This window comes from Streptomyces sp. Ru71, assembly GCF_002920535.1.
In the GTDB taxonomy this organism is placed as follows: domain Bacteria; phylum Actinomycetota; class Actinomycetes; order Streptomycetales; family Streptomycetaceae; genus Streptomyces.
The window spans coordinates 125,493-146,914 of record NZ_PQSS01000005.1; the positions used below are offsets into that span (position 1 = coordinate 125,493).

Consider the following 21,422-nt stretch of genomic DNA (forward strand, 5'->3'; position numbering starts at 1 on the left):
CGCTGCTGCACGCACCAGGAGCCGCCCGTGTCCACGCCGTACCCCAGCCACGCCTCCACCGACTACGACGGCCCCCGGGGTCCCGTCCTGGTGACACCGGAGACCAAGCGGCTGGGCGGTGCGGTCAGGGAGGCGTACGTCCCGCCCCTGGCCCAGCCGGTCCGCCACGGCTCGCTCGCCGACCTGCCCTTCGACAACGCCGACGCCGCGCCGAACGCGGTGGTGCTCAGCCGCCGGACCCCGTCCGGCCGGTGGACGGACGTGACGGCGGCCGAGTTCGCCGCGCAGGTCCACGCCGTGGCCAAGGGGCTGATCTCCGAGGGGCTGATGCCGGGCGACCGCATCGCGATCATGGCGCGCACGACGTACGAGTGGACCCTGCTCGACTTCGCCGCGTGGGCGGCGGGCCTGGTGACCGTGCCCGTCTACCCGACCTCCTCGCCGTTCCAGACCCGCTGGATCCTCCAGGACTCCGGCGCGGTCACCCTGGTCACGGAGACCGTCGCGCAGGCCGCCGCCATCGGCCCGGAGCGGGACCGTCTGCCGGACCTGCGCAACGTGTGGGTGATGGAGAAGGGCCACGTCGAGCGCCTCGGCGAGGTGGGCACGGCACAGGTGCCCGACCAGGAGGTCGACGTACGGCGCGGGGTGCTCGGCCCCGACACGCTCGCCACGCTGATCTACACCTCCGGCACCACCGGCCGCCCCAAGGGCTGCGCGCTCAGCCACGGCAACTTCTTCGCCGAGGTCGACAACGCCATCGAGCTGCTCTACCCGGTGTTCCGGGCGAAGACCGAGGACGAGCCGTCGGTGCTGCTGTTCCTGCCGATGTCGCACGTCTTCGGCCGGATGGTGGCCATCGCCTGCATACGCGCCCGGGTCCGGCTCGGCCACGCCCCCAGCCTGAAGCCGGAGGACCTGCTGCCCGACCTCGCGGCCTTCCGGCCCACCTGCCTGCTGACCATCCCGTACATGCTGGAGAAGGTCTTCAACTCCGCCCGCGCCAAGGCCGAGGCCGGCGGCAAGCTGTCCACGTTCGACCGGGCGGCGGCGGTGGCCCGGCGCTACGGCAAGGCGGTCGAGGACCGGCAGACCGGCACCGGCGGCGGCCCGACCGCGTCGCTGAAGGCGGGGCGGGCGCTGTACGACCCCCTGGTGTACCGCAAGATCCGGCAGGCGATGGGCGGCCGGGTGCGGTACGCGATCTGCGGCGGCTCCCCGCTCGGCCAGCGCCTCGCCGCCTTCTACGCGGGCGTCGGCATCGAGATCTTCGAGGGCTACGGCCTGACCGAGACCACCGGCGCCACCACGGTCACCCCGCCGCTCAAGCCGCGCCTGGGCACGGTCGGCTGGCCGCTGCCCGGCACCCGAGTCCGGATCGCCGCCGACGGCGAGATCCTGGTCGCCGGCGACCATGTGCTGCGCGGTTACTGGGACCCGGCGGCCGGTGGTGTCGTCCCGGCCGCGCAGGACGGCTGGCTGGCCACGGGCGACCTCGGCGAGCTGGACGACGAGGGGTATCTGACGATCACCGGCCGCAAGAAGGAGATGCTGATCACGGCCGGCGGCAAGAGCGTGGCCCCCGCGCCGCTGGAGAACTGGCTGCGCCAGCACCCGCTGATCTCCCAGGTCATGCTGGTCGGCGACGGTCTGCCGTACATCTCGGCGCTGATCACCCTGGACATGGACGGCGTCAGCCACTGGCGCCGGATGAACGGCAAGCACCCGGTCCCGGCCGAGCTCCTCATCGGCGACGAGGAGCTGTACGCGGTCCTGCAGCGCGCGCTCGACGAGGCCAACCGGATGGTCTCCCGCCCCGAGTCCATCCGCCGCTTCGCGGTCCTGCCGGTGGACTTCACCGAGGAGGCGGGCCATCTCACCCCGTCGATGAAGCTGCGCCGCGAGTCGATCCTGCGCGAGTTCGCGGACGTGGTGGAGGACCTGTACGCCGAGGGTCGCTGATCTGCGCGCCCTTGCCCGGTGCCGTCCCGGCCCGCACAGTGATCCCATGGACCCCTTGGACCGGGCACAGGCCCGCCGCCGGCTCGCCACCGCCCTCGCTGAGGCCCGCGCCGGGCTCGCCGAGGGCGGCATCCCGATCGGGGCCGCGCTCTACGGAGCGGACGGCACCCTGCTCGGGCGCGGCCGCAACCGGCGCGTCCAGGACGACGACCCCTCGACGCACGCGGAGACGGCGGCGTTCCGGGCGGCGGGACGGCAGCGGTCGTATCGCGGGACGACGATGGTCACGACCCTGTCCCCCTGCTGGTACTGCTCGGGGCTTATCCGGCAGTTCGGGATCTCGCGGGTGGTGATCGGCGAGGCGACCACCTTCCACGGCGGGCACGACTGGCTCGCCGAGCACGGCGTGGAGATCGTGCTGCTCGACGACGCGGAGTGCGTCGCGCTGATGCGGGACTTCATCGAGCGGCACCCGGCGCTGTGGCGGGAGGACATCGGCGCCTGAGCCGGTGCTCAGCCCTCGCCCTCCGCCCACGCCGTCAGCCGCTCGAACCGCTCCCGCCAATCGCGCTCCGACTCGTGCTCGCCCTGGAACTCGTGGGTGAAGCGCAGCGTGCTGGCGGTGTCACCGGCGCGTTCCAGGTGGAAGCGGAGCCGGCCGCCGCCGTGGACCGTGTACTCGGCGACCCGGTCCACGTCCCAGGCGGTGACCTGGCCGCTGCCGAGGTCCCGCAGGGCGACGGTGCCGCCGAGCCGGGGCTGGAGGACGTCGGCCGGGGTGTACCAGGCGGCGAGGCCCTCCGGGGTCGCGACCGCGGGCCAGACGTCCTCCATGCGTTTCGGGAGCCGCACCAGGAAGTGGAGTATGTGCGTGTTCCCGTGGGTCTGGCTGGTGCCCTGTGCGATGGAACCGCTCATGACACCAGTGTCGGCGACCGGTGGGGGTGGAGGCGAGCGCGGCTCAGACGCCCGCGTAGGAGTGCTTGCCGGAGACGAAGAGGTTGACGCCGTAGTAGTTGAACAGCCAGCACGCGAACGCGATCAGCGCCAGGTAGGCGGCCTTGCGGCCCTTCCAGCCGGCGGTGGCGCGGGCGTGCAGATAACCGGCGTAGGCGACCCAGGTGATGAAGGACCAGGTCTCCTTGGGGTCCCAGCCCCAGTAGCGGCCCCAGGCGTCACCGGCCCAGATGGCGCCCGCGATGATCGTGAACGTCCACAGCGGGAAGACGGCCGCGTTGATCCGGTAGGAGAACTTGTCCAGCGACGCCGACGACGGCATGCGCTCCAGCACCGAGCGGGCGAAGGTGCCGGGCTTGCCGCCGCTCGCGAGCTTGCTCTCGTACGAGTCCTTGAACAGGTACATGATCGTCGAGACCGCGCCCACGTAGAAGGTGGCGCCGCAGAAGATCGCGGTGGAGACGTGGATGTACAGCCAGTACGAGTGCAGCGCCGGCACCAGCTGGTCACTGGCCGTGTACAGCACCGTGACGGCCAGACCCAGGTCGAGCAGGACCGTGGTGACCAGGAACAGGCCGAGCCAGCGGACGTTCTTCTTCAGCGCCAGCAGGCCGAGGTACACGCCGACCGCGACGGTGGAGAAGGTGATGTTGAACTCGTACATGTTGCCCCACGGCGCCCGCTGCACCGACAGCGCGCGCGTGAGGACCCCGCCGAACTCGACGAGGAAGGCGAGCACGGTCAGCGAGACCGCGATCCGGCCGTACAGGTCGCCCTGCTCGTCCCCGCCGTGCGCGCCGGGGCCGTCCGGCACGTCCCGGGAGCCGGACGCGGACCGCACGGTGACCTTGGGCCGCTCCAGCACGGCGGTGCCGCCGGCCTTGTTGACGGTGACGGCCGGCGCCTGCGCCGTCTGCGGTGTGGCGGTGAGCGCGGCCGCGGTGCGGGCGACCTTGCTGCGACTGCCGAACAGCCACTCGGCGATGTAGGCGAAGAAGGCCAGGGTGTAGACGGCCATCGCGGAGTAGATCAGCACATTGCTGATGTTCGCGAGGTGTTCGTTGGTGGCGGCGGCGAGGGTCACTGCTTCTCAGCCCCTTCGGGTACGGAGACTTCTGAGGGGTCGGCTGCGGAATCGGGCTCGGGTGCGCCCGGCGCCTGGTCGTACAGGGTTCCGGCGAGCTGACCGAGCTCCTCCGGTACCTTCGCGGACTCGCTGCGGCCGAGCCCGGCCATCTCGACGACCGTCACGCCGTCGTCGCCCTTGACCGCCCGCACCCACACGCGGCGGCGCTGGATGAACAGGGACGCGGCGAGACCGAAGATCGCGGCGATGGCACCGCCGAGCGCCCAGCCGCTGGCGGGCTGCCGGGTGACCTGGAAGCCCGCCCACTCCTTGACACCGTCGAAGGTGATCGAGCCGGCGCCGTTCGGGAGCCGCATGGTCTCCCCGACCTTCAGGCGCTCGGCGAGCGGGTCGCCCTTGGCGTTCTTGAACTGCTTGAGGTGCTTGGTGTCGAGCTGGTACACGCTCTGCGGGATGCCCGCGTTGACGCCCAGGTCGCCGTGGTAGGCGTTCAGCGCCAGACGGGGGTTCAGCAGCGAGGGGAACTGGGAGAGCATCGAGCCCTTGCCCTCACCGGCGAAGGTGGGGATGAAGACGGCCTGGAAGCCGAGCTGGTCCTTCATCCCCTTCGCGTCGTGGTAGCCGTCCATCACCTTGATCGCGCCGCTGGAGGTGACGTTGCCGTCCTGCGGCAGCAGCGGCACGGCGTCCTTCATGACGACGTTGCCCTTGCCGTCGCGGACGGTGACGACGGGCGCGTACCCGTGGCTGACGAGGTAGACCTTGGAGTCGCCGACCTCAAGCGGCTCGTTCACCTTGACGGTGGTCTTGCGGTCCTTGCCGTAGGCGCCGACGCTGTAGGTCAGGTGCGCCTCGTAGGTGCGCGGCGTGCCCCGGTTGGGCCCGGTGACCTCGTACGTCCCCTTGAAGTCGTCCAGCTTGAAGCTGAACGGCTCCATGTCGTCGGTGGAGAACAGGCTGCCGGACTTGAAGTCGTCGTACTGGGTGAGCGTGTTGGAGAAGCCGTCGCCCTCGACGATGAGCTTGTCGCCCTCGGACTTGAACAGCTGTCCCGCGGCGAACGCGACGAGCATCACGATCAGCGAGATGTGGAAGACCAGGTTGCCCAGCTCCCGCAGGTACCCCTTCTCGGCGGCGACGGCGTCCCCGGCGATGTGGGCGCGGAAGCGGCGCTTCTTCAGCAGCGCGAGCGCGGCCTCGCGGACCTGCTCGGGCTCGGCCTCGGTGCGCCAGGTGGTGTGCGCGGGCAGCCGGGTCAGCCGCCTGGGCGCACCCGGCGGGCGGCCGCGCAGCTGCCCGACGAACTGCCAGGTGCGCGGGACGATGCAGCCGATGAGGGAGACGAACAGCAGGATGTAGATCGCGGAGAACCACACCGAGCTGTAGACGTGGAACAGGCCGAGCTTGTCGTAGATCGGCGCCAGCGTGGAGTGGTCGCGGCGGAACAGCTCGACCTTGGTCTCGTCGCTGCCGGTCTGCGGGATCAGGGAGCCCGGGATGGCGCCCAGCGACAGCAGCAGGAGCAGCAGCAGCGCGACCCGCATGGAGGTGAGCTGGCGCCAGAACCAGCGGGCCCAGCCGATGACGCCGAGCGCAGGCGGAGCGGACAGCTCCTCCTGCGGCGCGGTGGACAGCTGGGAGCCGGCCGCCGCCAGGCCCTCGGTGTCGGACGGGGCCGGGTCGAACCCGTTCTTCGAGGTAGTGCTCATCGGGTCAGATCCCCACAGTGAAGCCGTCGGACCAGGTCTGCATGTCCTGCACGAGGCGGTCCCAGGCGCCGGTCAGCAGGAGCAGACCGGTCGCGATCATCATGGTGCCGCCGACGCGCATCACCCAGACATAGTGGCGCTTGACCCAGCCGAAGGCGCCGAGCGCCTTGCGGAAGGCGACCGCGGTGAGCACGAACGGCACACCGAGGCCCAGGCAGTAGGCGATGGTCAGCAGGGCGCCGCGGCCCGCGCTGGCCTGGTCCATGGCGAGTCCCTGCACGGCGGCGAGGGTCGGGCCGATGCACGGGGTCCAGCCGATGCCGAACAGCGCGCCGAGGACGGGGGCGCCGACGAGCCCGGTCACCGGCCGGGTGTGGAAGCGGAACTCCCGCTGCGTCAGCCAGGGCATCAGGCCCATGAAGAAGGCGCCCATGAGGATCATGACGACGCCGAGGACCTTGCTCAGGACGTCCTTGTGCTCCTGGACGCTCTGGCCGAAGTAGCCGAAGAAGGCGCCGGTGGAGACGTAGACGGCGGTGAAGCCGAGGACGAACAGGGAGGCGCCGGCGACCATCCGGCCGCGCCGGGCGTCAGCGAGGTCGGTGCCGCTGACCCCGGTGACGTAGGAGAGGTAACCGGGGACGAGCGGCAGGACGCAGGGCGAGAAGAAGGAGACGAGTCCGCCGAGCAGCGCGATCGGCAGGGCCGCCAGCAGGGCGCCGTTGAGCACCGTGCCGTTGGGGTCCGCGACCGCGGCGAGGGTGGTGACTTCGCTCACGTCACTTCTCCGCGAGGACCGGTTTGATCATCGACCGCAGCCTGTCCTCCGACAGCGGCTGCAGCGTGCGGGCCGCGATCTTCCCCTGGCGGTCGATGACGAGCGTGGAGGGGATGGACTGCGGGTTGAGCGTGCCCTTCTTGAAGCGCAGCATCAGCCGGCCCGCCGGGTCGTACAGGCTCGGGTAGCTGATGCCGAAGTTCTTCTCGAAGGACAGGGCCTTGTCGGTGGTGGTGTCGCGGGTGTTGATGCCCACGAACTGCACGCCCTGGCCCTTGAGCTCCTGGTACACGTTCTCGAAGCCGGGCGCCTCGGCGCGGCAGGGCGGGCACCAGGAGCCCCACACGTTGATGACGACGACCTTGCCCTTGTAGGCGGCGACGTCGAGCTGTTTGCCGTCGACGGTCTCGCCGGACAGGTCGGGGGCGTCGGCCCGCTCGCCCTTGTCGGCGGTGGCGATGCCGTCCTTGCCCATCACGAAGTTGGTGTCGCCGCCTCCGCCCGAGGTGCCTCCGGAGGTGCACCCGGACAGGGTCAGCGCGCCCGCCGCGGCCGTGGCGGCGAGCAGGACGGCACGGTTACGGGCGGCTCTGGTGCGGAACGAGCGCTGGGGGGCGCGGCTGGCGGCACTCATGTGAAAAGTTTCGCATGTCCGTCAGGGGGATCTTGGGCACCCCCCTTGCGGGCGGAAACCCGCATTTCAGGCGGCGTTCGCGGAGCCCTTGCCCGGGTCGGCCAGAAATGCCTTCCAGCCGCCCGCGGGACGCTGCCCGACCTCCAGGGTGCGCAGCTTGGCGAGCACCTCGGGCTTCTGCACGTCCATCCAGTCCACGAACTGCTTGAAGGAGACCAGGCGGACGTCGGCGCCCTTCTCCTTCTCCCTCGCGATGTGCTTGAACGCCTCCTCGACGGCGTCCATGTAGATGCCGCCGTTCCACTGCTCGAAGTGGTTGCCGATGAACAGCGGCGCCCGGTTCGTCCCATATGCCCGCTCGAAGCCCGATATGTACGCCTGCGCGGACTGCCGGCGCCAGCCCGGGTAGTTGTGCGCGGGGGCCTTGGTCGAGTTGATCGACTGGTTGGCCAGCATGTTGTAGTCCATCGACAGCACCTCGAACCGGCGTCCGGGGAAAGGTATCTGCTGCAGGGGCAGGTCCCATATGCCCTGCTTCTTCGTGGGCCACGTCTGCCGGCCGCCCGGCGAGGAGGCGTCGTAGCGCCAGCCCAGCGCACGGGCGGTGGGCAGCAGGTTGTCCTGGCCGAGCAGACAGGGCGTACGGCCGCCGACCAGCTCCTTGTCGTAGTCGAAGGGCAGCGGCGGCAGATCGCTCCAGCCGGTGTTGGTCCTCCACTGCTTGACGAAGGACTTCGCCTGGTCGATCTCGCTGCGCCACTGCCGCGGCGTCCAGTGGGCGACCGATCCGTGACCCTCGCCACAGAAGTGGCCGTTGAAGTGGGTGCCGATCTCGTGGCCTTCGAGCCAGGCGCGGCGCACGTTCTCCAGGGTGGACCGGATGTGCGCGTCGGTGAGGTAGCCGATGTCGGAGGCGCCCCGCCGGTTGTTCGGCGGGTCGTACAGGCGCTTCTTCGACTCGGGCAGCAGATACAGCCCGGACAGGAAGAAGGTCATGCTCGCCCCGTGCTCCTTGGCGAGGTCCAGGAAGCGCGGGAAGAGGCCGTTGCCGACCTCGCCGGCGCCGTCCCAGGAGAACACGACGAACTGCGGCGGCTCCTGCCCCGGCTCCAGCGGCTGCGGCGCGTCCGGCTGGTGCGGCTGCTTGCCGGTGTACGCCGTGGAGCCGTCACCGATGGGGCGGGCCTCGGCCGAGGGGGAGCTCGACGGGTCCTTCCCGGGACCGGAGCTGGAACCGGAACCGCCTTGATGACCCGACCCGCCCGACGACGTGAGACCGCCGCAGCCCGCGAGTGACGCGGCCGCCGCGGCCCCCGCGCCGAGGCCGAGCATTCCCCTGCGGGAGAAGGTGCGCATGAATTCCCCGATTCGTCACGTCCTTGGGTGGTCACCCAGTCAGAGGGCGCGACGAACCGGGGGGTTCCGCGAGCGTGTATGCGTTACGCCACGAACGTAACAAAACTGTGCCAACCCCGAAGGGAGTTGGTCGGATTGTTGCGTTCGGTCTTACGGAGGGTCAGGCGCCGAAGGCCTTGTCCTTGCCCTTGACCGGCTTGGCGCCGGCCAGCAGGTGGGCCGGGACCAGGTCGCGGGCCGGCTCGGTGTAGCCGACGGAGACGATCTTGTCTCCCTGGTACGTGAACGTCGTCAGCGAGGCGAGCGTGCACTGCCGCTTGCGCGGGTCGTGCCACAGCCGGCGCCGCTCGACGTAGGAGCGCACGATCCAGATCGGCAGCTGGTGGGAGACGAGCACGGCCTCGTGCCCGCGGGCGGCGTCCTTGGCCGAGTCCAGCGCGCCCATCATCCGCACCACCTGGTCGACGTACGGCTCGCCCCAGGACGGCTTGAACGGGTTGGTGAGGTGTTTCCAGTTGCCCGGCTTGCGCAGCGCGCCGTCGCCGACGCCGAAGGTCTTGCCCTGGAAGACGTTGTCGGCCTCGATCAGCCGCTCGTCGGTGGCGATGTCCAACCCGTGCGCCTTGGCGATCGGGGTCGCCGTCTCCTGCGCCCGCTCCAGCGGCGAGGAGCACACATAGGTGACGTCCCGCGAGGAGAGGTGCTCGGCGACCCGCTCGGCCATCTTCCGCCCGAGCTCGGACAGGTGGTACCCGGGCAGCCGCCCGTACAGAATGCCGTCCGGGTTGGCGACCTCGCCGTGCCGCATCAGATGGACGACGGTGATGTCCTTGCTGCTGTCGCTCACGCGGTGGCCTCCGCCGCGGCTCGGGCCGCCGCCGGAAGGGCGTCGGCGATCTTCTGGATGGCCCGCTCGTCGTGCGCGGTGGACACGAACCAGGACTCGAAGGACGACGGCGGCAGGTAGACGCCGTTCTCCAGCAGGGAGTGGAAGAAGGCGGTGAAGCGGAACGACTCCTGCTTCTTCGCGTCCTCGTAGGTGCGGACCTCACGGTCGGTGAAGAACACGGAGAACATGTTGGAGGCGGTCTGCAGCCGGTGCGCGACGCCCTCCTTGGCCAGCGCCTCGGTGACCAGGGACTGGATCTGCGCCGAGACGGCGTTCACCGTGTCGTAGGCGGCGTCGTCCAGGAGGCGCAGCTGGGCGAGCCCGGCGGCGGTGGCGACGGGGTTACCGGAGAGGGTGCCGGCCTGGTAGACCGGCCCGGCCGGGGCGAGGTGGGCCATCACATCGGCCCGACCGCCGAACGCGGCGGCCGGGAAGCCACCGCCCATGACCTTGCCGAAGGTCATCAGGTCGGGCTTGACCCCGTCGATGCCGTACCAGCCGGCCCGGCTGGTACGGAAGCCGGTCATGACCTCGTCGGAGATGTACAGGGCGCCGTTCTTCTGGCAGGCGTCCTTCAGCCCCTGGTTGAACCCGGGCAGCGGCGGCACGACGCCCATGTTGCCGGGCGAGGCCTCGGTGATCACACAGGCGATCTCGCCGGGGTGCCGGTGGAAGGCCTCCTGCACGGCCTCCAGGTCGTTGTACGGCAGCACGATGGTGTCGCCGGCCTGCGCACCGGTGACCCCGGGCGTGTCCGGCAGCGCGAACGTGGCCACACCCGACCCGGCGGAGGCGAGGAGCGAGTCCACGTGCCCGTGGTAGCACCCGGCGAACTTGATCACCTTGGACCGCTGGGTGAACCCGCGAGCGAGCCGGATCGCGGACATGGTCGCTTCCGTGCCGCTGCTGACCAGCCGCACCTGCTCCACGGGCGCCACCCGGGCGACGATCTCCTCGGCGAGCGCCACCTCGCCCTCACCGGGCGTGCCGAAGGACGTACCGCGGGCGACGGCCTCCTGCACCGCGGCGATCACCTCGGGGTGCGCGTGCCCGAGGATCATGGGTCCCCAGGAGCAGACCAGGTCGACGTACTCGCGCCCGTCGGCGTCGGTGAGGTACGGGCCGGTGCCGGACACCATGAACCTGGGCGTGCCGCCGACGGCCCGGAAGGCGCGCACCGGCGAGTTCACGCCGCCGGGCGTGACGACCGCCGCACGGTCGAACAGTGCCTGGGAGGCAGGCGCTTCATAGGGATAGGGCAGTTCGCTCATGACGTGCGACTTCTCCGACCTTCTCCGGCTTGCTACGGGGTGACCCCCTCAGAGTAGGCCGAGCGCGCCGGTCCCGGAGATCCGCACCCCGCCGGCAATCCGAGAGATCCGCACCCCGCCCATCTGAGAAACTGGTGCCCGCATACGTATGGACATGACGAAGGGTCGTGTCGGGGGCTATTCGAAAAACCTGCGGACAGCTGTTCCAGCGCACGTTTCGGCGTGTGACCGTGGGGGAGGTCACTGACACGATGATCGGGTTGCGCGGCCCGGGCCGCGCATCCTAGAAAAGCAGTCGGGTGGAGATATGCATCGCGGTGGCGGACTGGGCGAGGGGACCGATGACCTGGGTCCTCGACGTGCCCGGCGGGGAAGGCACCGGCGCGACGCGGAGGAAGCGAACGACGCACGTCAGGCACAGGGTGCAGCGAACGAGCCGGAGCGGCTGGACCGGCTGAGCCGGGTCGACCGTCTGCGGACGGGGAGCAGGAATGGTGGTCGGGTGGGGGTGACGTACAAGTACTTCGGCGCTCCGGACGGGGCGACCGCGGCCCGCGTCCCGATCTCGATGCGCCCCGAGGAACTCGGCGGCGACGAGCTCGGCATGAACGGCATGTTCACCAAGATCAAGCCGGAGACGATGGCCGCGATGGTCCTGACGGGCATCGAAGGCGTCCCCCTGCACAAGGTGCCGCCCCTGGAACTGGTCGTGCTGCACCCCGACTACGCGGTCGTGAAACTCCCCATGACGGTCGTCGACCCCCTGCGCGACATCGGCGAGGAAGCGGTCGGCGCGGCGGCGTTCATCTGGTCCACGGTCCCGGACCGGGGCGGACCGCGGGACGCGTTCAACGTGTACCAGCTGCTGCACGAGTGGCAGGACTTCTCACACCGGCTGCATGAGGCGGGGCATCAGCCTTATTGCCTGGTGTGGCCCTGAGCTGGGGTTTCGCAGGGTTCGGGTGGGGTTTTCGGACCCCACCCTCGCTAGTGCCCGAGCGAGGCCGTCAGGCCGCCAGGGCACATTGAGGGCACACGGGTTTCTCTGGGGGCACTGATGTGCCCTGAGCCTCTGCTGCCTGGGCTTCGGTGAAGGCGTCGTCTATCGCCTTGCGGGTCCGCGTCTCGCTGGACGGCAGCAGGTGCGTGTACGTCCGGAGCGTGAAGCCCGGGTCCGAGTGGCCGAGGTACTCGGAGAGCGCCTTGATGCTCTCCCCCGCGTCCAGGAGCACGGAGGCGTAGGCGTGCCGGAGGGCGTGCATCCCGTCTTCGGGAGCCGCCTGGAGGTACCTCGCCCCGCGCTCGCGGGGAGGGATCACGCCGGCGGCAGCCAGAGCGCGCTTCCAGTCGCCCATGTTGAAGACGCTGCGGTTGTACGCCCGCCCCGGCGACGAGGCAGCCGCCCAGGCCCACATCGCGGCCCTAGGCGGAGCCATCGACGTCCTACCGCTTCTCGCCCCCAGCCACCTGCGGTCATAACTGCAGCAGGCCGCCACGGCGTTCGAGCGCGCCACCCGCTCCCGTATCCGCGCCCATCAGGACCAGGCCCGCGCCCTACGGGGCGCCATACGCGCCCTGCGCACCGCGCCGGTCACCGGTGACGGGTCCGGGCTGGCTATGTTCCTCGACATCGCCGTGCTCGTCATCATCGCCACAGCCCGCTGGCACCAAGCCCGCCGGCACGACCAGCAAGTCGCCGCCGCCCACCAAGCCCTGGTCCACCTGCAGGCCGCCTACCAGCAAGCCGCCGCCGCACCGCTGGCCGCCCTGGCCCAGCGCAAACCATTGGCCCGCACCATGGAGCGACACGCCAAGCGGATCCTCGTGACCTTGCCCGACCACGCCCAGCAGGTCCTCAACGATCCCGCCTGGCCCGCACTGACCGAAGCCGAGAACGCCGGCCACGATCCCGACCAGCTTCTCCAGCACGCCGCACGGCAGTACACGTTGGACGACGCCCGCTCCATCGCCAGGACCCTTACCTGGCGCGTCCAACGCGTGGGCAAAGGGCCGGCGCCCAAGACACGAGCCCCTGCAGCACAGGCACGAGGTGCAACCAAGCCCTCGGCGGATCCCGATCACACGCCGGCAACCGCCGCGCTCCCTGAGCGGCTGCATGCACGGCAGGTAAGCACCGTTCGTCGGGGCTAAGTGATCCGAGACATGCTGGGGCAGGTTGGCCATGTCAGTTCTTGGGAGAACGTCGCATTGAGGAGCCGACCTCTGGGGGCAGCTCTTGCGGTGCGAGACTGCACGGATGCCGGAGCGTTCCATCACCTTCCTTCCGCTGTCCTACGCGGCCAGGCCGCCCCGGATGGTGGTAGTGGCGCCACACGATGACGGGGACTGGTTTGTCTGGACGGCAGCCGCTCTCGCCCGACTGTCGGCGGTGTGGGGCTGCAGCGGAAGCGTGGTCGTGCCTGCCAGCGCGGTCGGACACCCCGCTGTCGATCGATGCCTGGCCCGCTTGAACCCAGATCACGTGCTTGCCTACGTGCCTTCGTGGGCCACATACGACGGCCTCAATCCGGGTGCCATCGACCGGCTGCTGACCGAAAGGGGGATATCTGACAGTGCTGCGGCCGATCACTTCAGGCAGATGCTGTGCAAGGAGCCGTGGAACAGTCCCGTAGTACAGGAGGCAGAAGCGGCCGCTGATCATCTTCGTCTGCAACTTGCTCCCAATAGGCGAGAAGACCTTATCCAATGCAGCCATCTGTTTGACGACGACAACCCTCGCGAACTGACGCCACTGGCTGCCGTGGCCACATCCCCTCTCATCGGTGTACCGAGGAGTCTGGTGAGTACTGCGGATGCCCTGGCCTACGCGATGCATGTTGGCATCGAAGCATCCACGATCGGCGGGCAGATCACGGATAAGGAGTGGCAGGAAGCCGCCACCCGCGGCACTGAGTCGCCGCTTCTGTCGCAGTTGCACCCCGGCGTGCGTGACGATTCCAAAGCGATGCGTTCCCACGAGGCCGGGTTGTGTGTCCCAATCACAAGATTCCTTCGACCCCGGGAGCGCGTCGCTGTCCTAGGGAATCAGCCCGAAGACTTCGCGCTCGCCGAAGTCCTGCGGCAGATCCGCGGCTCGGTAACGTGGCTTCCATGGGCAGAGCCTGGAATCAGCGACATGTGGTTGTTCTCTGGTCGCGGATCGGACCGGTTGCTGGTGACAAGCGCGTCGCTGAGCACTGAAGAGACCCACCAGCGCATCAACGCGAGATGGGAAAGCCGCCCCATACGGCATATCGAGCCAGAAGAGGAGGAGCGCCGCTTCGATGTGGTTGCTCCTATCGACATCAATCTGGATAACCCGTTCATGGTGGTGCTGCGGGATGCCTGGGACCAGCCACGTTCTTTGCCTGTCACTGTGGAATCAGACGGATCGCTCCAGACGTCGCTCTCCCTGGCAGCAGAGGTGCCGCGCGGCCTCGATCCGAACAGGCATCGCTGGCAGGTCACTCTAATCGCCCATAACCACCCATTGCCTCCTCTCCCCGCCCTCTCCTCAACAGTCACCGCAACGGGCCAAAACCCATGGGAGACTTTCGTTCGCGCCGGCGACGGTGGCGTCACATATTGGTCTCACCGGTTCGACTTCGTCCCCAGCGGAGCATCGCTAGCTGGCTCACTCGCATCCCCGAAGCTGGCCTGGCCCGGCATCAAGCGCATGCTCCAGGTCACAGCATCAACGCGTGCTGTCGAAGTGCTTCCCAGCCCTGCTGGAAAACGAGCTGCCATAACCGAACGCCTCCTTGGATCCCGCAACGATCTGGAAACGCTGGCAGCGAGCCCAGGATGGGCTTTGCTTCGCCGCTTCTTGCCGAATTCCGCACAAGACGACGTCCCGGAAGGCAGCCGATGGAAGCTCAAATCCGCAGTAGTTCTCTCGTGGGAAGCGGTCGCAGCCCACGACGACACTGACTGGGACCTGACAGCACGCAGAGGGCAAATCGATCAATGGACCTCACAGGGCGTGCTGCGCCGCGGACTGATCCTTGGCTGCGGTCACTGTCCCATTCTAGAGTTCTACCCTCTGTCCGAGATCAGTCAGAGCTACCGCTGCAGGCGCTGCGGAGGGGAAAACCAGCTAACAAAGGAACGCTGGAGGCCAGCAGCGCACGAGCCCCGCTGGTTCTACGACCTTCATCCCGCAGTCTTGGAACTCGTCATGAACGACGGAGACGTGCCACTACTGGCCACGCAGTATCTACGCAGCCAGTACTGGGCGCGGCAGGCACTGGTCTGCGAGGAGTTCGAACTAATCAAAGACGGAAACCGGTTCGTTGAGATGGACTTTGCCCTGGCCACCACGGAGGAGCTATGGGTAGGCGAAGCCAAGAGCAACGACTCCCTCGGCGACAGTGCAAAGCAACGTCGACGCGAGGCAGGCAAGCTCATAGAAGGGTGCACGCTCGTCGGAGCGGTTGGCCTTGTCTTGGCTACGGCCCAGGCTCAGTGGTCTGTCACGACTCTAGAAGCCATCAAGTCCGAGATTGCCGGTCGCCGCAGAGCGGAAAAGCCCGTACCCAAGATCAGCCTGATCTCGGGCCTTGGAGGCGCCCCGCAGATTGCCCAACTGACCATCTGAAGGGACCAGGGCGGTGACGCCTTGAGCTGCGGTCACTGAGGCAACGCGAGCACTGTACGCGGCTACCCGTGAATGGAGCTACGCGCGAGAGGAAAGGGCGTCACCGCGCCGTGCCGACCAGAGGCTCCAGCAGTTCAAGAGCTTCCTCCCAGCGGAAGCGCTCCGCCGCGCCGCCGGCCCTCGGCCGGTGCGGTTCACAGGAACCGATCAGGACACCCATCCCCCGCAGCCGGTCCAGGCTCTGCTGGTAGGCGGGGTGGGCGGCCTGGGCAGAGTTCAGGTAGGGCAAAGCCACGGTCGGGATGCCCATGCCGTACGCCTCGCACAGGATGCCCAGGGCGAGAGTGTCGGAGATCCCGGCGACCCACTTGTTGATCGTGTTGAAGGTGGCGGGAGCCACGGCGATCGCATCCGCCGGGGGCAGGGGGCGCGGGTCTCCCGGTGAACGCCAGGCGGAGCGGATCGGGTAACCGGTCTGTGCCTCGATCGCCGTGGCGTCGATGAAGCCAAATCCCTGCGGTGTAGCGATGACGCCGACATCCCAGTTCGCCTCCTGGGCGGCTGTGATCAGCTTGCCGACGTCACGGGCCACGCCTGCCGCGCACACAACGACGTACAGGAAGGGCTTCTTGTCCGGGGCGGTCGGTTCGGTCACGCGGGGACTCCCAGTTGGCGACTGAAGTGGTGCAGTTCCGGCAGAGTACGTCGGCGGTCTCGGGCGGCCATATCCGCGACCAGGCTGCGGACGTCGGGGCGGCGGATGTCCTGGGCGGCGCAGGTCTCGGCGATACGTAGGGCCTGGTAGCCGTCGGCCAGGCGGCCCTGCTGGCTATAGGCGCGGGCCGCCTCCACCCACAGTGCGGCGCGGCGTTCGGGCACCGGGATGTGCCGGCGCATGAGGGGCCGGGCCGCCTGAAGGGCGAGGCCGGCGTCGCCGAAGGCCACCAAAGCGCTCAGCTCATGCAAGGCGACATTGGTCGGGCTGAAGGTGGCCCAGGCGTCGGGCCGGTCGAGAGTGACGTACCGCGAGACTTCCTTGGCCTCGGTGAGGAATTCCTTTGTGGCCGCGCGATCACCGCGGCTGCTGGCCGCAGTCACTCCGCGCAGGAGCAGCAGTCCGACAGCGGCGAGGTACTTCGGAGAGCGCCGATCGTAGGAGCCGGTGAGCTGGTCGGCGGTGTGCCGGACCAAGGTGACGGCCTCAGTGGCGTGCTTCTCTCGGACCAGCACGTGGGCCTGGACGCGGACGCTGGAGGCGAGGACCACCGGATCCCCCGAGCGTTCGGCCTCGGCCATCGCCCGGCCGACGGCGAGCCATGCGTTGCCCTGGTCGTGCTGCTTGAGCAACAGGCTCGTCGTCGTCTGATACGCCGTGGCTAGGAGCCGGGACACGAGGTCCCTGTCCGTCGCATCGCTGGCAGCCATCCGCAGGTCGGCGATCAGGCTTGGGAGGGTGCGCTCCAGCTCCGTGTAGTGGCAGGTATGGAAGAGCCTGAGTGCTAATCCGACGCGCTCATACAGAACGGCGGTGTCCTGGGGGCCACCGGTGCCCGCAGGGCCGGGACCGGGCAGGAGGGCCTGGACGAGGGCGGTGTGCGAGGCCGAAGAGCCGGCCGGGGCCGCGAGCGCTGCGATGCTCGCGGCGAGGAAGGAGCGGCGGTGCATGTCGTCAGCTTCTTGATCGGCGGCGGAGACGTCCTGAGATGGGGCGAGGCCCAACTCATGAGGCAGGATGTTCAGTTCCTGCGCGATGGCGCGTAGTACGCGGATGTCCTCCGTGCCGCGACCGCTCTCCAGACGGCTCACCTTGGACTGGTGATACCCGAGCGCTGCGGCCACGTCGTGCTGTGAACGCCGCTGTAACACCCGCGCCCGACGGATCCGTTCTCCGATCCGTCTCGCTTCCCCATGCGCGTCGGCCATCTGCCACGGCTCCTTCCGCCGTCGCTGATCCTGCCTGCTCAATCGAGCATAGATCAGCCGTAGTTGGCCGTGATGCAGCTCCTGCATAAGCCATGCAGCGCACGCGTCAGGGCTCACCACCCACGGCGACGGACTGGTTGCTTGGTGTGGCCCCACCTACACCGGGAGGCCGCTCATGGAAGCGCATCAGCTCGCTCTCTCCCTACCCGCGACGCCCGCCGCAGCAAGCAAGGCCCGGCACCAGGCCGTGGACGCGATAGCGGGCTGGGACGCGGGACTGGGCACCGAGGTGGTGCACACGGCCGAACTGCTGGTCAGCGAGCTCGTCACCAACGCGGTCCAGTACGCCGGCACCGGATCGGTCTCGCTCGCGGTCTGTCTCGACGAGGCCGTCCTGCGGATCGAGGTCTGCGACACGAGCCCGGTCCTTCCCCAGCCGACTCTGCCCGACGCGGACAGCGAGGGCGGCCGGGGCCTGTTCCTCGTCGCCGCTCTCGCCGACCGGTACCACGCCGAACCGACCGTGACCGGCAAGCGCTGCTGGGCCGAAATCGACCTGCCCAGCAAACCCAGCCAGGAAGTCGCCTGTTTCTCCCCCCTGCAGAGGAGTTGATGATGACAACCACCCACGCCTCCGGCGTGGCCGCCGAGGTGATCGCCGTACGCCCTGGACCGCCGCTCGCCGGCACCGTGAGTGTCGACGGCTCCAAGAACGCCGCTCTGCCGCTCCTGGCCACCGCGGCGGCCCTCGGTCGGCCGGTCCGATTGAGCAACGTCCCGGACAGCACGGACGTCCAGATCATGCTCACTCTGCTGCAACAGGCGGGCTGGCATGTCACGCAGCCCGTCGGCGAACCGACCACTTACGTGATCCTGCCGACGGAGGCATCTCAACGGCTGCCCGATCTGGCGCAGGCAGCCCACATCCGCGCCTCGTACTACCTCGTCCCCGCCCTGCTCGCGCGTTACGGCCAGGCACGGCTGCCCTGGCCGGGCGGCTGCCGGATCGGTGCGCGCGGGATGGAGCTGCACTTCAAGGTGTACGAGGCGTTCGGCGACCGGAGTCGGCAGGACAGCTCCGGATACGGCATCGAGGCCCTCAGGTCTCACACGGACACCGTCTCCATCGCACTGCCCTTCCGCTCTCGGGGTGCGACCGTGGCCGCGACACTGCGCGCCCTCACAACCGGCCGGCCCTTACGGCTGGGCCAGCCCAACCTCTCGCCCGAAGTCCTGAGCGTGCTCGACGCCCTGAGCTCGGTGGGCTGGGAGACGCGCGCCGCCGAGCATGTACTCACTCTCTCGCCGCCCTCCTCGCCGCCGACTGCCCCCGCTGCCTGGACCGTGCCCGGAGACAAGATCGAGGCAGCCACGCTGGCCTGCGCGATCGCCACGACCCGCGGTACTGCCCGTATCGACGGCGTGCAGGGCAAGGACGTACGCCCGTTCGTGGCTGCCCTTCATCAGCTCGGCATCCCCGCAGACGCAGCATCGGATGGCCTCACTGTCCGCGCCCAGGAGGCAGTACCCACTGGTCGTCCCCTGCGGGCCATCGCTTCCCTGAGCCCGGCGGGCCTCGACGCCGACTTCGAACCACCGCTCATGGCACTCGCCCTCGGACTGCCCGGCACGCATCTGTTCGCCGACGCCATCAATCCCGGCCGCCACGGCAACCTGCTGCCTCAGCTGTCCCGCCTGGGCGCCGAGATCGAGGAGATCTCTCCCACCGAATGCCGTCTGACCGGGCCCCAGCAGCTGACGGGCGCGGGCGTCGAAGCAACCGACATCCGTACCGGTTCCGCCCTCATGGTTGTCGGTCTCACCGCCCGAGGCGTCACCACCATCGGCGGCCTCGACCAGCTGCGCCGCGGCCACGCCGACCTGTCCGGCAAGCTGCGCACCCTGGGCGCCGACATCTGCGAGGTCACCCCATGACCAGCGATGGCCGCGTCCTCCGCCAGATCGTCGCCACGACCGACGTCCATTCCGCTTTCGACAACGCCGCGCCGTTCTTGACCCACCTCCACGCGCTACGCCCGACCTCGCTCATCGTGGACTGCGGCGACTTCTTCGAAGGCAGTGGGTACTACCGCCTCGGTCGCGGCGCGATCGAGCGGGAGATCCTGCTCGGGCTGTACGACGTGCTGGCCCCTGGCAACCATGGCTGGCCCCACCACTTCGAAGCCGACCTTCACCGGCGCACTGTCTGCGCCAACGCCGTCGATGCCAACACTGGCGACGCCCTGTTCCGCCGCCTGTACATCGCCGACATCGATGGACGGCGCGTCGGCGTAACCGCTGTGATCGGTTGGCAAGCCTTCCACTCGATCCCGGCCGCCCAACGAGCCGGCCACTGCGTCACCGATCCCCTCCAGGCCCTGCGCGAGGTGATTCTCGCCCACCACCATGAGGTGGACAGCTGGGTCCTGCTCAGCCACTCCGGCTTCGACGAAGACCAGGAACTCGCGGCGGCCTGTCCCTTCCTCGACGTGGTCTTCGCCGGGCACTGCCACAGCGATCAGTATGGGCCGGTCCGAGTCGACGGCACCCTGGTCGTCAAGGGCCGGGAACTCGCCGAAGGCTATGCGATCGCCACGCCCGTGGGCGCGGGATGGGGCGCGGGCACTACATCCTTCCCGGATCAGCTCCCGAGCTTCGTCCCCGCGGAGCTTGCGGGCCTGCGCTCACGCATCGAGGAGGTCAGGCAGCAGCTGACCGCCGTCCTCGGCCCCCTCAGTCCGGCCTACCGCCACCAGCCCCTCGACCGGCGCAACCTGCTCCTGGACCTCGCCGCCCGCCTGCGTACGGCACTCGGGGCAGACGCGGTCATCCTCAACGAGACGGCACTACGCGCCGTACCCCTCGGCGACACCGTCACCCAGGGCCACCTGCTCTCCATCGAACCGTTCGGCAACCAGCTGGTGCACGCCCAAGTACCTGAGCTGGCACGCAGCGACCTCCCCGGCTGGCTGTCACAGCTGACCACCCAGACCGGCCCGCTCGTCACCGCCCCCGATCCCTTGCCGGATGCCGTCACCACCGTGCTGACCACCGACTACCTCGCCGACACCTACCTCGGCGAGCGCACGCACGAGGCCGGCCTGCGTCTGGACCAGGCTGTCCAGCACGTCCTCACCGCTCCCGACACCGCGGAAGGAGGCCGTTAATGATCCTCACCGGCCCGGAGATCACCGCAGCCGCTCACGACGGCCGCCTCCGCATCACCCCGTTCGCCGCCGACCAGGTCAATCCCAACAGCTACAACGTGCGTCTGGGGCCCACCCTGATCACCTACACAGGCCCTGTCTTGGACGCCCACCGGCCCAACCCCACCCGCGAATCCAACATCGGCCCGGACGGGCACATCCTCCAGCCGGGCGAGCTCTACCTCGGCCACACCCTCGAAGAGGTCGGCTCCGACACGTTCGTGCCGCTGCTGTTCGGCCGCTCCTCCGTCGGACGTCTCGGCCTGTTTGTCGAGATCACCGCCCCCATCGGCGACATCGGCTTCCACGGCCAGTGGACGCTCATGCTCACCCCGATCCGACCGCTGCGCGTGTACGCCGGCATGAAGATCGGGCAGATCATGTTCTTCCTCTCCACCGGCGCCATCGACCTCTACCGGGGCAAGTACCAGGCCGCCGCAGGACCGCAGCCCTCCGCCTACTGGCGAGACCTCGCCCGGCTCCAGGTGGTGGCATCGTGATTCTCACCGGGCCCGCCATCGCCGCCGCCGTCGAGGCCGGCGAGATCACCATCGACCCGTACGAGCCCAGCCGCGTCTCCCCCAACGCCTACGACTGGCGCCTCGGCAACACCATCCGCGTCTGCGACGGCGACCTCGACGCCGCAATGCCCACCACCTTCACCGAGCAGGCCATCCCCGACGTCGGCCTGGTGCTGCGCCCTGGCCTGCTGTACCTGGGCATCACACTGGAGCGGACTGGTTCGGAGACGTACGCGCAGATGCTCAACGGCGACCGCACCACCGGCTCCCTGGGCATCTGGGTCCACGTGTCGGCTCCGCTTGGGCACCAGGGCCACGCGATCCGCTGGACGCTGGAGATCCGCGCCGTCCGACCGGTGCGCGTGTATCCAGGCATGACCTTCGGCAAGCTCGTCTTCCTCACCGCCTTCGGCGCCCCGGCCAGCTACCAGCAGCAGCCCGCCAAGTACGCGTCCACGGAAGGCATCGACATCTCGCGCCTCTACGAGGAGATCGACGGAGGAGCGCGGTGAACGCCAGCTCGGCCACCGGC

Annotated in this window: 19 protein-coding genes and 2 pseudogenes; 10 read left to right on the forward strand and 11 right to left on the reverse strand. The window is 69.1% G+C overall.

Features of this window, described 5'->3' with window-relative positions; translation table 11 throughout:
- The first annotated feature begins 27 nt into the window (after nucleotides 1-27).
- Nucleotides 28-1,962 (forward strand): long-chain fatty acid--CoA ligase, encoded by a 1,935-nt coding sequence (locus C3489_RS05185; RefSeq protein WP_103780339.1) that lies wholly within the window; start codon nucleotides 28-30, stop codon nucleotides 1,960-1,962.
- Nucleotides 1,963-2,008: 46 nt separating this feature from the next.
- On the forward strand, nucleotides 2,009-2,467 hold the full coding sequence (locus C3489_RS05190) for a nucleoside deaminase (RefSeq protein WP_103780341.1): 459 nt from the start codon (nucleotides 2,009-2,011) through the stop codon (nucleotides 2,465-2,467).
- An 8-nt stretch (nucleotides 2,468-2,475) separates the two neighbouring features.
- Here C3489_RS05190 and C3489_RS05195 read toward each other — a convergent pair whose 3' ends face one another.
- From C3489_RS05195 to hemL, 8 genes are all read right to left on the reverse strand, one after another.
- Nucleotides 2,476-2,880 (reverse strand): hypothetical protein, encoded by a 405-nt coding sequence (locus C3489_RS05195; RefSeq protein ID WP_103780343.1) that lies wholly within the window; start codon nucleotides 2,878-2,880, stop codon nucleotides 2,476-2,478.
- 43 nt (nucleotides 2,881-2,923) lie between these two features.
- Complete coding sequence (ccsB, locus tag C3489_RS05200; RefSeq protein WP_103780345.1) at nucleotides 2,924-4,003, reverse strand: c-type cytochrome biogenesis protein CcsB; 1,080 nt, start codon at nucleotides 4,001-4,003, stop codon at nucleotides 2,924-2,926.
- On the reverse strand, nucleotides 4,000-5,715 hold the full coding sequence (locus C3489_RS05205) for a cytochrome c biogenesis protein ResB (RefSeq protein WP_103780347.1): 1,716 nt from the start codon (nucleotides 5,713-5,715) through the stop codon (nucleotides 4,000-4,002). The genes ccsB and C3489_RS05205 overlap by 4 nt, the downstream gene beginning before the upstream one ends.
- 4 nt (nucleotides 5,716-5,719) lie before the next feature.
- Nucleotides 5,720-6,493: a cytochrome c biogenesis CcdA family protein gene (locus tag C3489_RS05210; protein WP_103780349.1), complete on the reverse strand. Its 774-nt coding sequence runs from the start codon at nucleotides 6,491-6,493 to the stop codon at nucleotides 5,720-5,722.
- Between the two features lies 1 nt (nucleotide 6,494).
- Nucleotides 6,495-7,127, reverse strand: coding sequence for a TlpA disulfide reductase family protein (locus C3489_RS05215; RefSeq protein WP_103780351.1), 633 nt, complete (start codon nucleotides 7,125-7,127; stop codon nucleotides 6,495-6,497).
- A gap of 66 nt (nucleotides 7,128-7,193) precedes the next feature.
- Complete coding sequence (locus C3489_RS05220) at nucleotides 7,194-8,483, reverse strand: hypothetical protein (protein WP_103780352.1); 1,290 nt, start codon at nucleotides 8,481-8,483, stop codon at nucleotides 7,194-7,196.
- A 160-nt stretch (nucleotides 8,484-8,643) separates the two neighbouring features.
- The gene (locus C3489_RS05225; protein ID WP_103780450.1) at nucleotides 8,644-9,291 is read right to left on the reverse strand and encodes a histidine phosphatase family protein; all 648 of its coding nucleotides are present in this window, start codon (nucleotides 9,289-9,291) and stop codon (nucleotides 8,644-8,646) included.
- Nucleotides 9,292-9,326: 35 nt separating this feature from the next.
- A complete protein-coding gene (gene hemL / locus C3489_RS05230) occupies nucleotides 9,327-10,643 on the reverse strand; it encodes a glutamate-1-semialdehyde 2,1-aminomutase (RefSeq protein WP_103780354.1) in 1,317 nt (438 codons plus the stop codon).
- Nucleotides 10,644-10,950: 307 nt separating this feature from the next.
- On the opposite strand from hemL, the gene C3489_RS05240 reads away from it, so the two are divergent.
- Nucleotides 10,951-11,583, forward strand: a complete 633-nt coding sequence (locus C3489_RS05240) for a hypothetical protein (protein WP_181139497.1) — start codon at nucleotides 10,951-10,953, stop codon at nucleotides 11,581-11,583.
- Between the two features lie 67 nt (nucleotides 11,584-11,650).
- On the opposite strand, the pseudogene C3489_RS05245 reads toward C3489_RS05240, so the two are convergent.
- Nucleotides 11,651-12,073: pseudogene (locus C3489_RS05245) on the reverse strand (tyrosine-type recombinase/integrase); the annotation flags it as partial.
- Here C3489_RS05245 and C3489_RS05250 point away from each other — a divergent pair.
- Both C3489_RS05250 and C3489_RS38290 read left to right on the forward strand, forming a co-directional pair.
- Nucleotides 12,030-12,794: pseudogene (locus tag C3489_RS05250) on the forward strand (mobilization protein); the annotation flags it as partial. The pseudogenes C3489_RS05245 and C3489_RS05250 overlap by 44 nt on opposite strands.
- A gap of 106 nt (nucleotides 12,795-12,900) precedes the next feature.
- Nucleotides 12,901-15,240 carry a hypothetical protein gene (locus tag C3489_RS38290; RefSeq protein ID WP_146075276.1) on the forward strand — a complete coding sequence of 780 codons (2,340 nt, stop codon included), beginning with the start codon at nucleotides 12,901-12,903 and terminating at the stop codon, nucleotides 15,238-15,240.
- Nucleotides 15,241-15,340: 100 nt separating this feature from the next.
- Here C3489_RS38290 and C3489_RS05260 read toward each other — a convergent pair whose 3' ends face one another.
- Together C3489_RS05260 and C3489_RS05265 are read right to left on the reverse strand one after the other, a co-directional pair.
- Nucleotides 15,341-15,895, reverse strand: a complete 555-nt coding sequence (locus tag C3489_RS05260) for a flavoprotein (protein WP_103780359.1) — start codon at nucleotides 15,893-15,895, stop codon at nucleotides 15,341-15,343.
- Complete coding sequence (locus tag C3489_RS05265; RefSeq protein ID WP_103780360.1) at nucleotides 15,892-17,163, reverse strand: helix-turn-helix domain-containing protein; 1,272 nt, start codon at nucleotides 17,161-17,163, stop codon at nucleotides 15,892-15,894. Before C3489_RS05265 ends, C3489_RS05260 begins: the two co-directional genes overlap by 4 nt.
- Nucleotides 17,164-17,338: 175 nt before the next feature.
- Here C3489_RS05265 and C3489_RS05270 point away from each other — a divergent pair, with 175 nt between their 5' ends.
- From C3489_RS05270 to C3489_RS05290, 5 genes are read left to right on the forward strand one after another with little or no spacing between them, the layout of a single operon-like run.
- A complete protein-coding gene (locus C3489_RS05270; RefSeq protein WP_103780362.1) occupies nucleotides 17,339-17,776 on the forward strand; it encodes an ATP-binding protein in 438 nt (145 codons plus the stop codon).
- A gap of 2 nt (nucleotides 17,777-17,778) precedes the next feature.
- Entirely contained in the window at nucleotides 17,779-19,098 is a 1,320-nt protein-coding gene (locus tag C3489_RS05275; protein ID WP_181139498.1) for a UDP-N-acetylglucosamine 1-carboxyvinyltransferase, read from the forward strand.
- The gene (locus C3489_RS05280) at nucleotides 19,095-20,330 is read left to right on the forward strand and encodes a metallophosphoesterase (protein ID WP_103780364.1); all 1,236 of its coding nucleotides are present in this window, start codon (nucleotides 19,095-19,097) and stop codon (nucleotides 20,328-20,330) included. The genes C3489_RS05275 and C3489_RS05280 overlap by 4 nt, the downstream gene beginning before the upstream one ends.
- Nucleotides 20,330-20,869 carry a dCTP deaminase gene (gene dcd / locus C3489_RS05285; protein ID WP_094056869.1) on the forward strand — a complete coding sequence of 180 codons (540 nt, stop codon included), beginning with the start codon at nucleotides 20,330-20,332 and terminating at the stop codon, nucleotides 20,867-20,869. Before C3489_RS05280 ends, dcd begins: the two co-directional genes overlap by 1 nt.
- Complete coding sequence (locus C3489_RS05290; protein ID WP_103780366.1) at nucleotides 20,866-21,402, forward strand: deoxycytidine triphosphate deaminase; 537 nt, start codon at nucleotides 20,866-20,868, stop codon at nucleotides 21,400-21,402. The genes dcd and C3489_RS05290 overlap by 4 nt, the downstream gene beginning before the upstream one ends.
- Nucleotides 21,403-21,422: the final 20 nt, after the last annotated feature.

Excerpts from the sequence above, each read along its gene's own strand:
- dcd (WP_094056869.1), top strand. The coding sequence starts at position 20,330 with ATGATCCTCACCGGCCCGGAGATCACCGCAGCCGCTCACGACGGCCGC.
- C3489_RS05205 (WP_103780347.1), bottom strand. The coding sequence starts at position 5,715 with ATGAGCACTACCTCGAAGAACGGGTTCGACCCGGCCCCGTCCGACACC.
- hemL (WP_103780354.1), bottom strand. The coding sequence starts at position 10,643 with ATGAGCGAACTGCCCTATCCCTATGAAGCGCCTGCCTCCCAGGCACTG.
- C3489_RS05195 (WP_103780343.1), bottom strand. The coding sequence starts at position 2,880 with ATGAGCGGTTCCATCGCACAGGGCACCAGCCAGACCCACGGGAACACG.
- C3489_RS05220 (WP_103780352.1), bottom strand. The coding sequence starts at position 8,483 with ATGCGCACCTTCTCCCGCAGGGGAATGCTCGGCCTCGGCGCGGGGGCC.
- C3489_RS05275 (WP_181139498.1), top strand. The coding sequence starts at position 17,779 with ATGACAACCACCCACGCCTCCGGCGTGGCCGCCGAGGTGATCGCCGTA.
- C3489_RS05215 (WP_103780351.1), bottom strand. The coding sequence starts at position 7,127 with ATGAGTGCCGCCAGCCGCGCCCCCCAGCGCTCGTTCCGCACCAGAGCC.
- C3489_RS05225 (WP_103780450.1), bottom strand. The coding sequence starts at position 9,291 with ATGCGGCACGGCGAGGTCGCCAACCCGGACGGCATTCTGTACGGGCGG.
- C3489_RS38290 (WP_146075276.1), top strand. The coding sequence starts at position 12,901 with ATGCCGGAGCGTTCCATCACCTTCCTTCCGCTGTCCTACGCGGCCAGG.
- C3489_RS05270 (WP_103780362.1), top strand. The coding sequence starts at position 17,339 with ATGGAAGCGCATCAGCTCGCTCTCTCCCTACCCGCGACGCCCGCCGCA.
- C3489_RS05280 (WP_103780364.1), top strand. The coding sequence starts at position 19,095 with ATGACCAGCGATGGCCGCGTCCTCCGCCAGATCGTCGCCACGACCGAC.
- C3489_RS05190 (WP_103780341.1), top strand. The coding sequence starts at position 2,009 with ATGGACCCCTTGGACCGGGCACAGGCCCGCCGCCGGCTCGCCACCGCC.
- C3489_RS05265 (WP_103780360.1), bottom strand. The coding sequence starts at position 17,163 with ATGGCCGACGCGCATGGGGAAGCGAGACGGATCGGAGAACGGATCCGT.
- C3489_RS05240 (WP_181139497.1), top strand. The coding sequence starts at position 10,951 with ATGCATCGCGGTGGCGGACTGGGCGAGGGGACCGATGACCTGGGTCCT.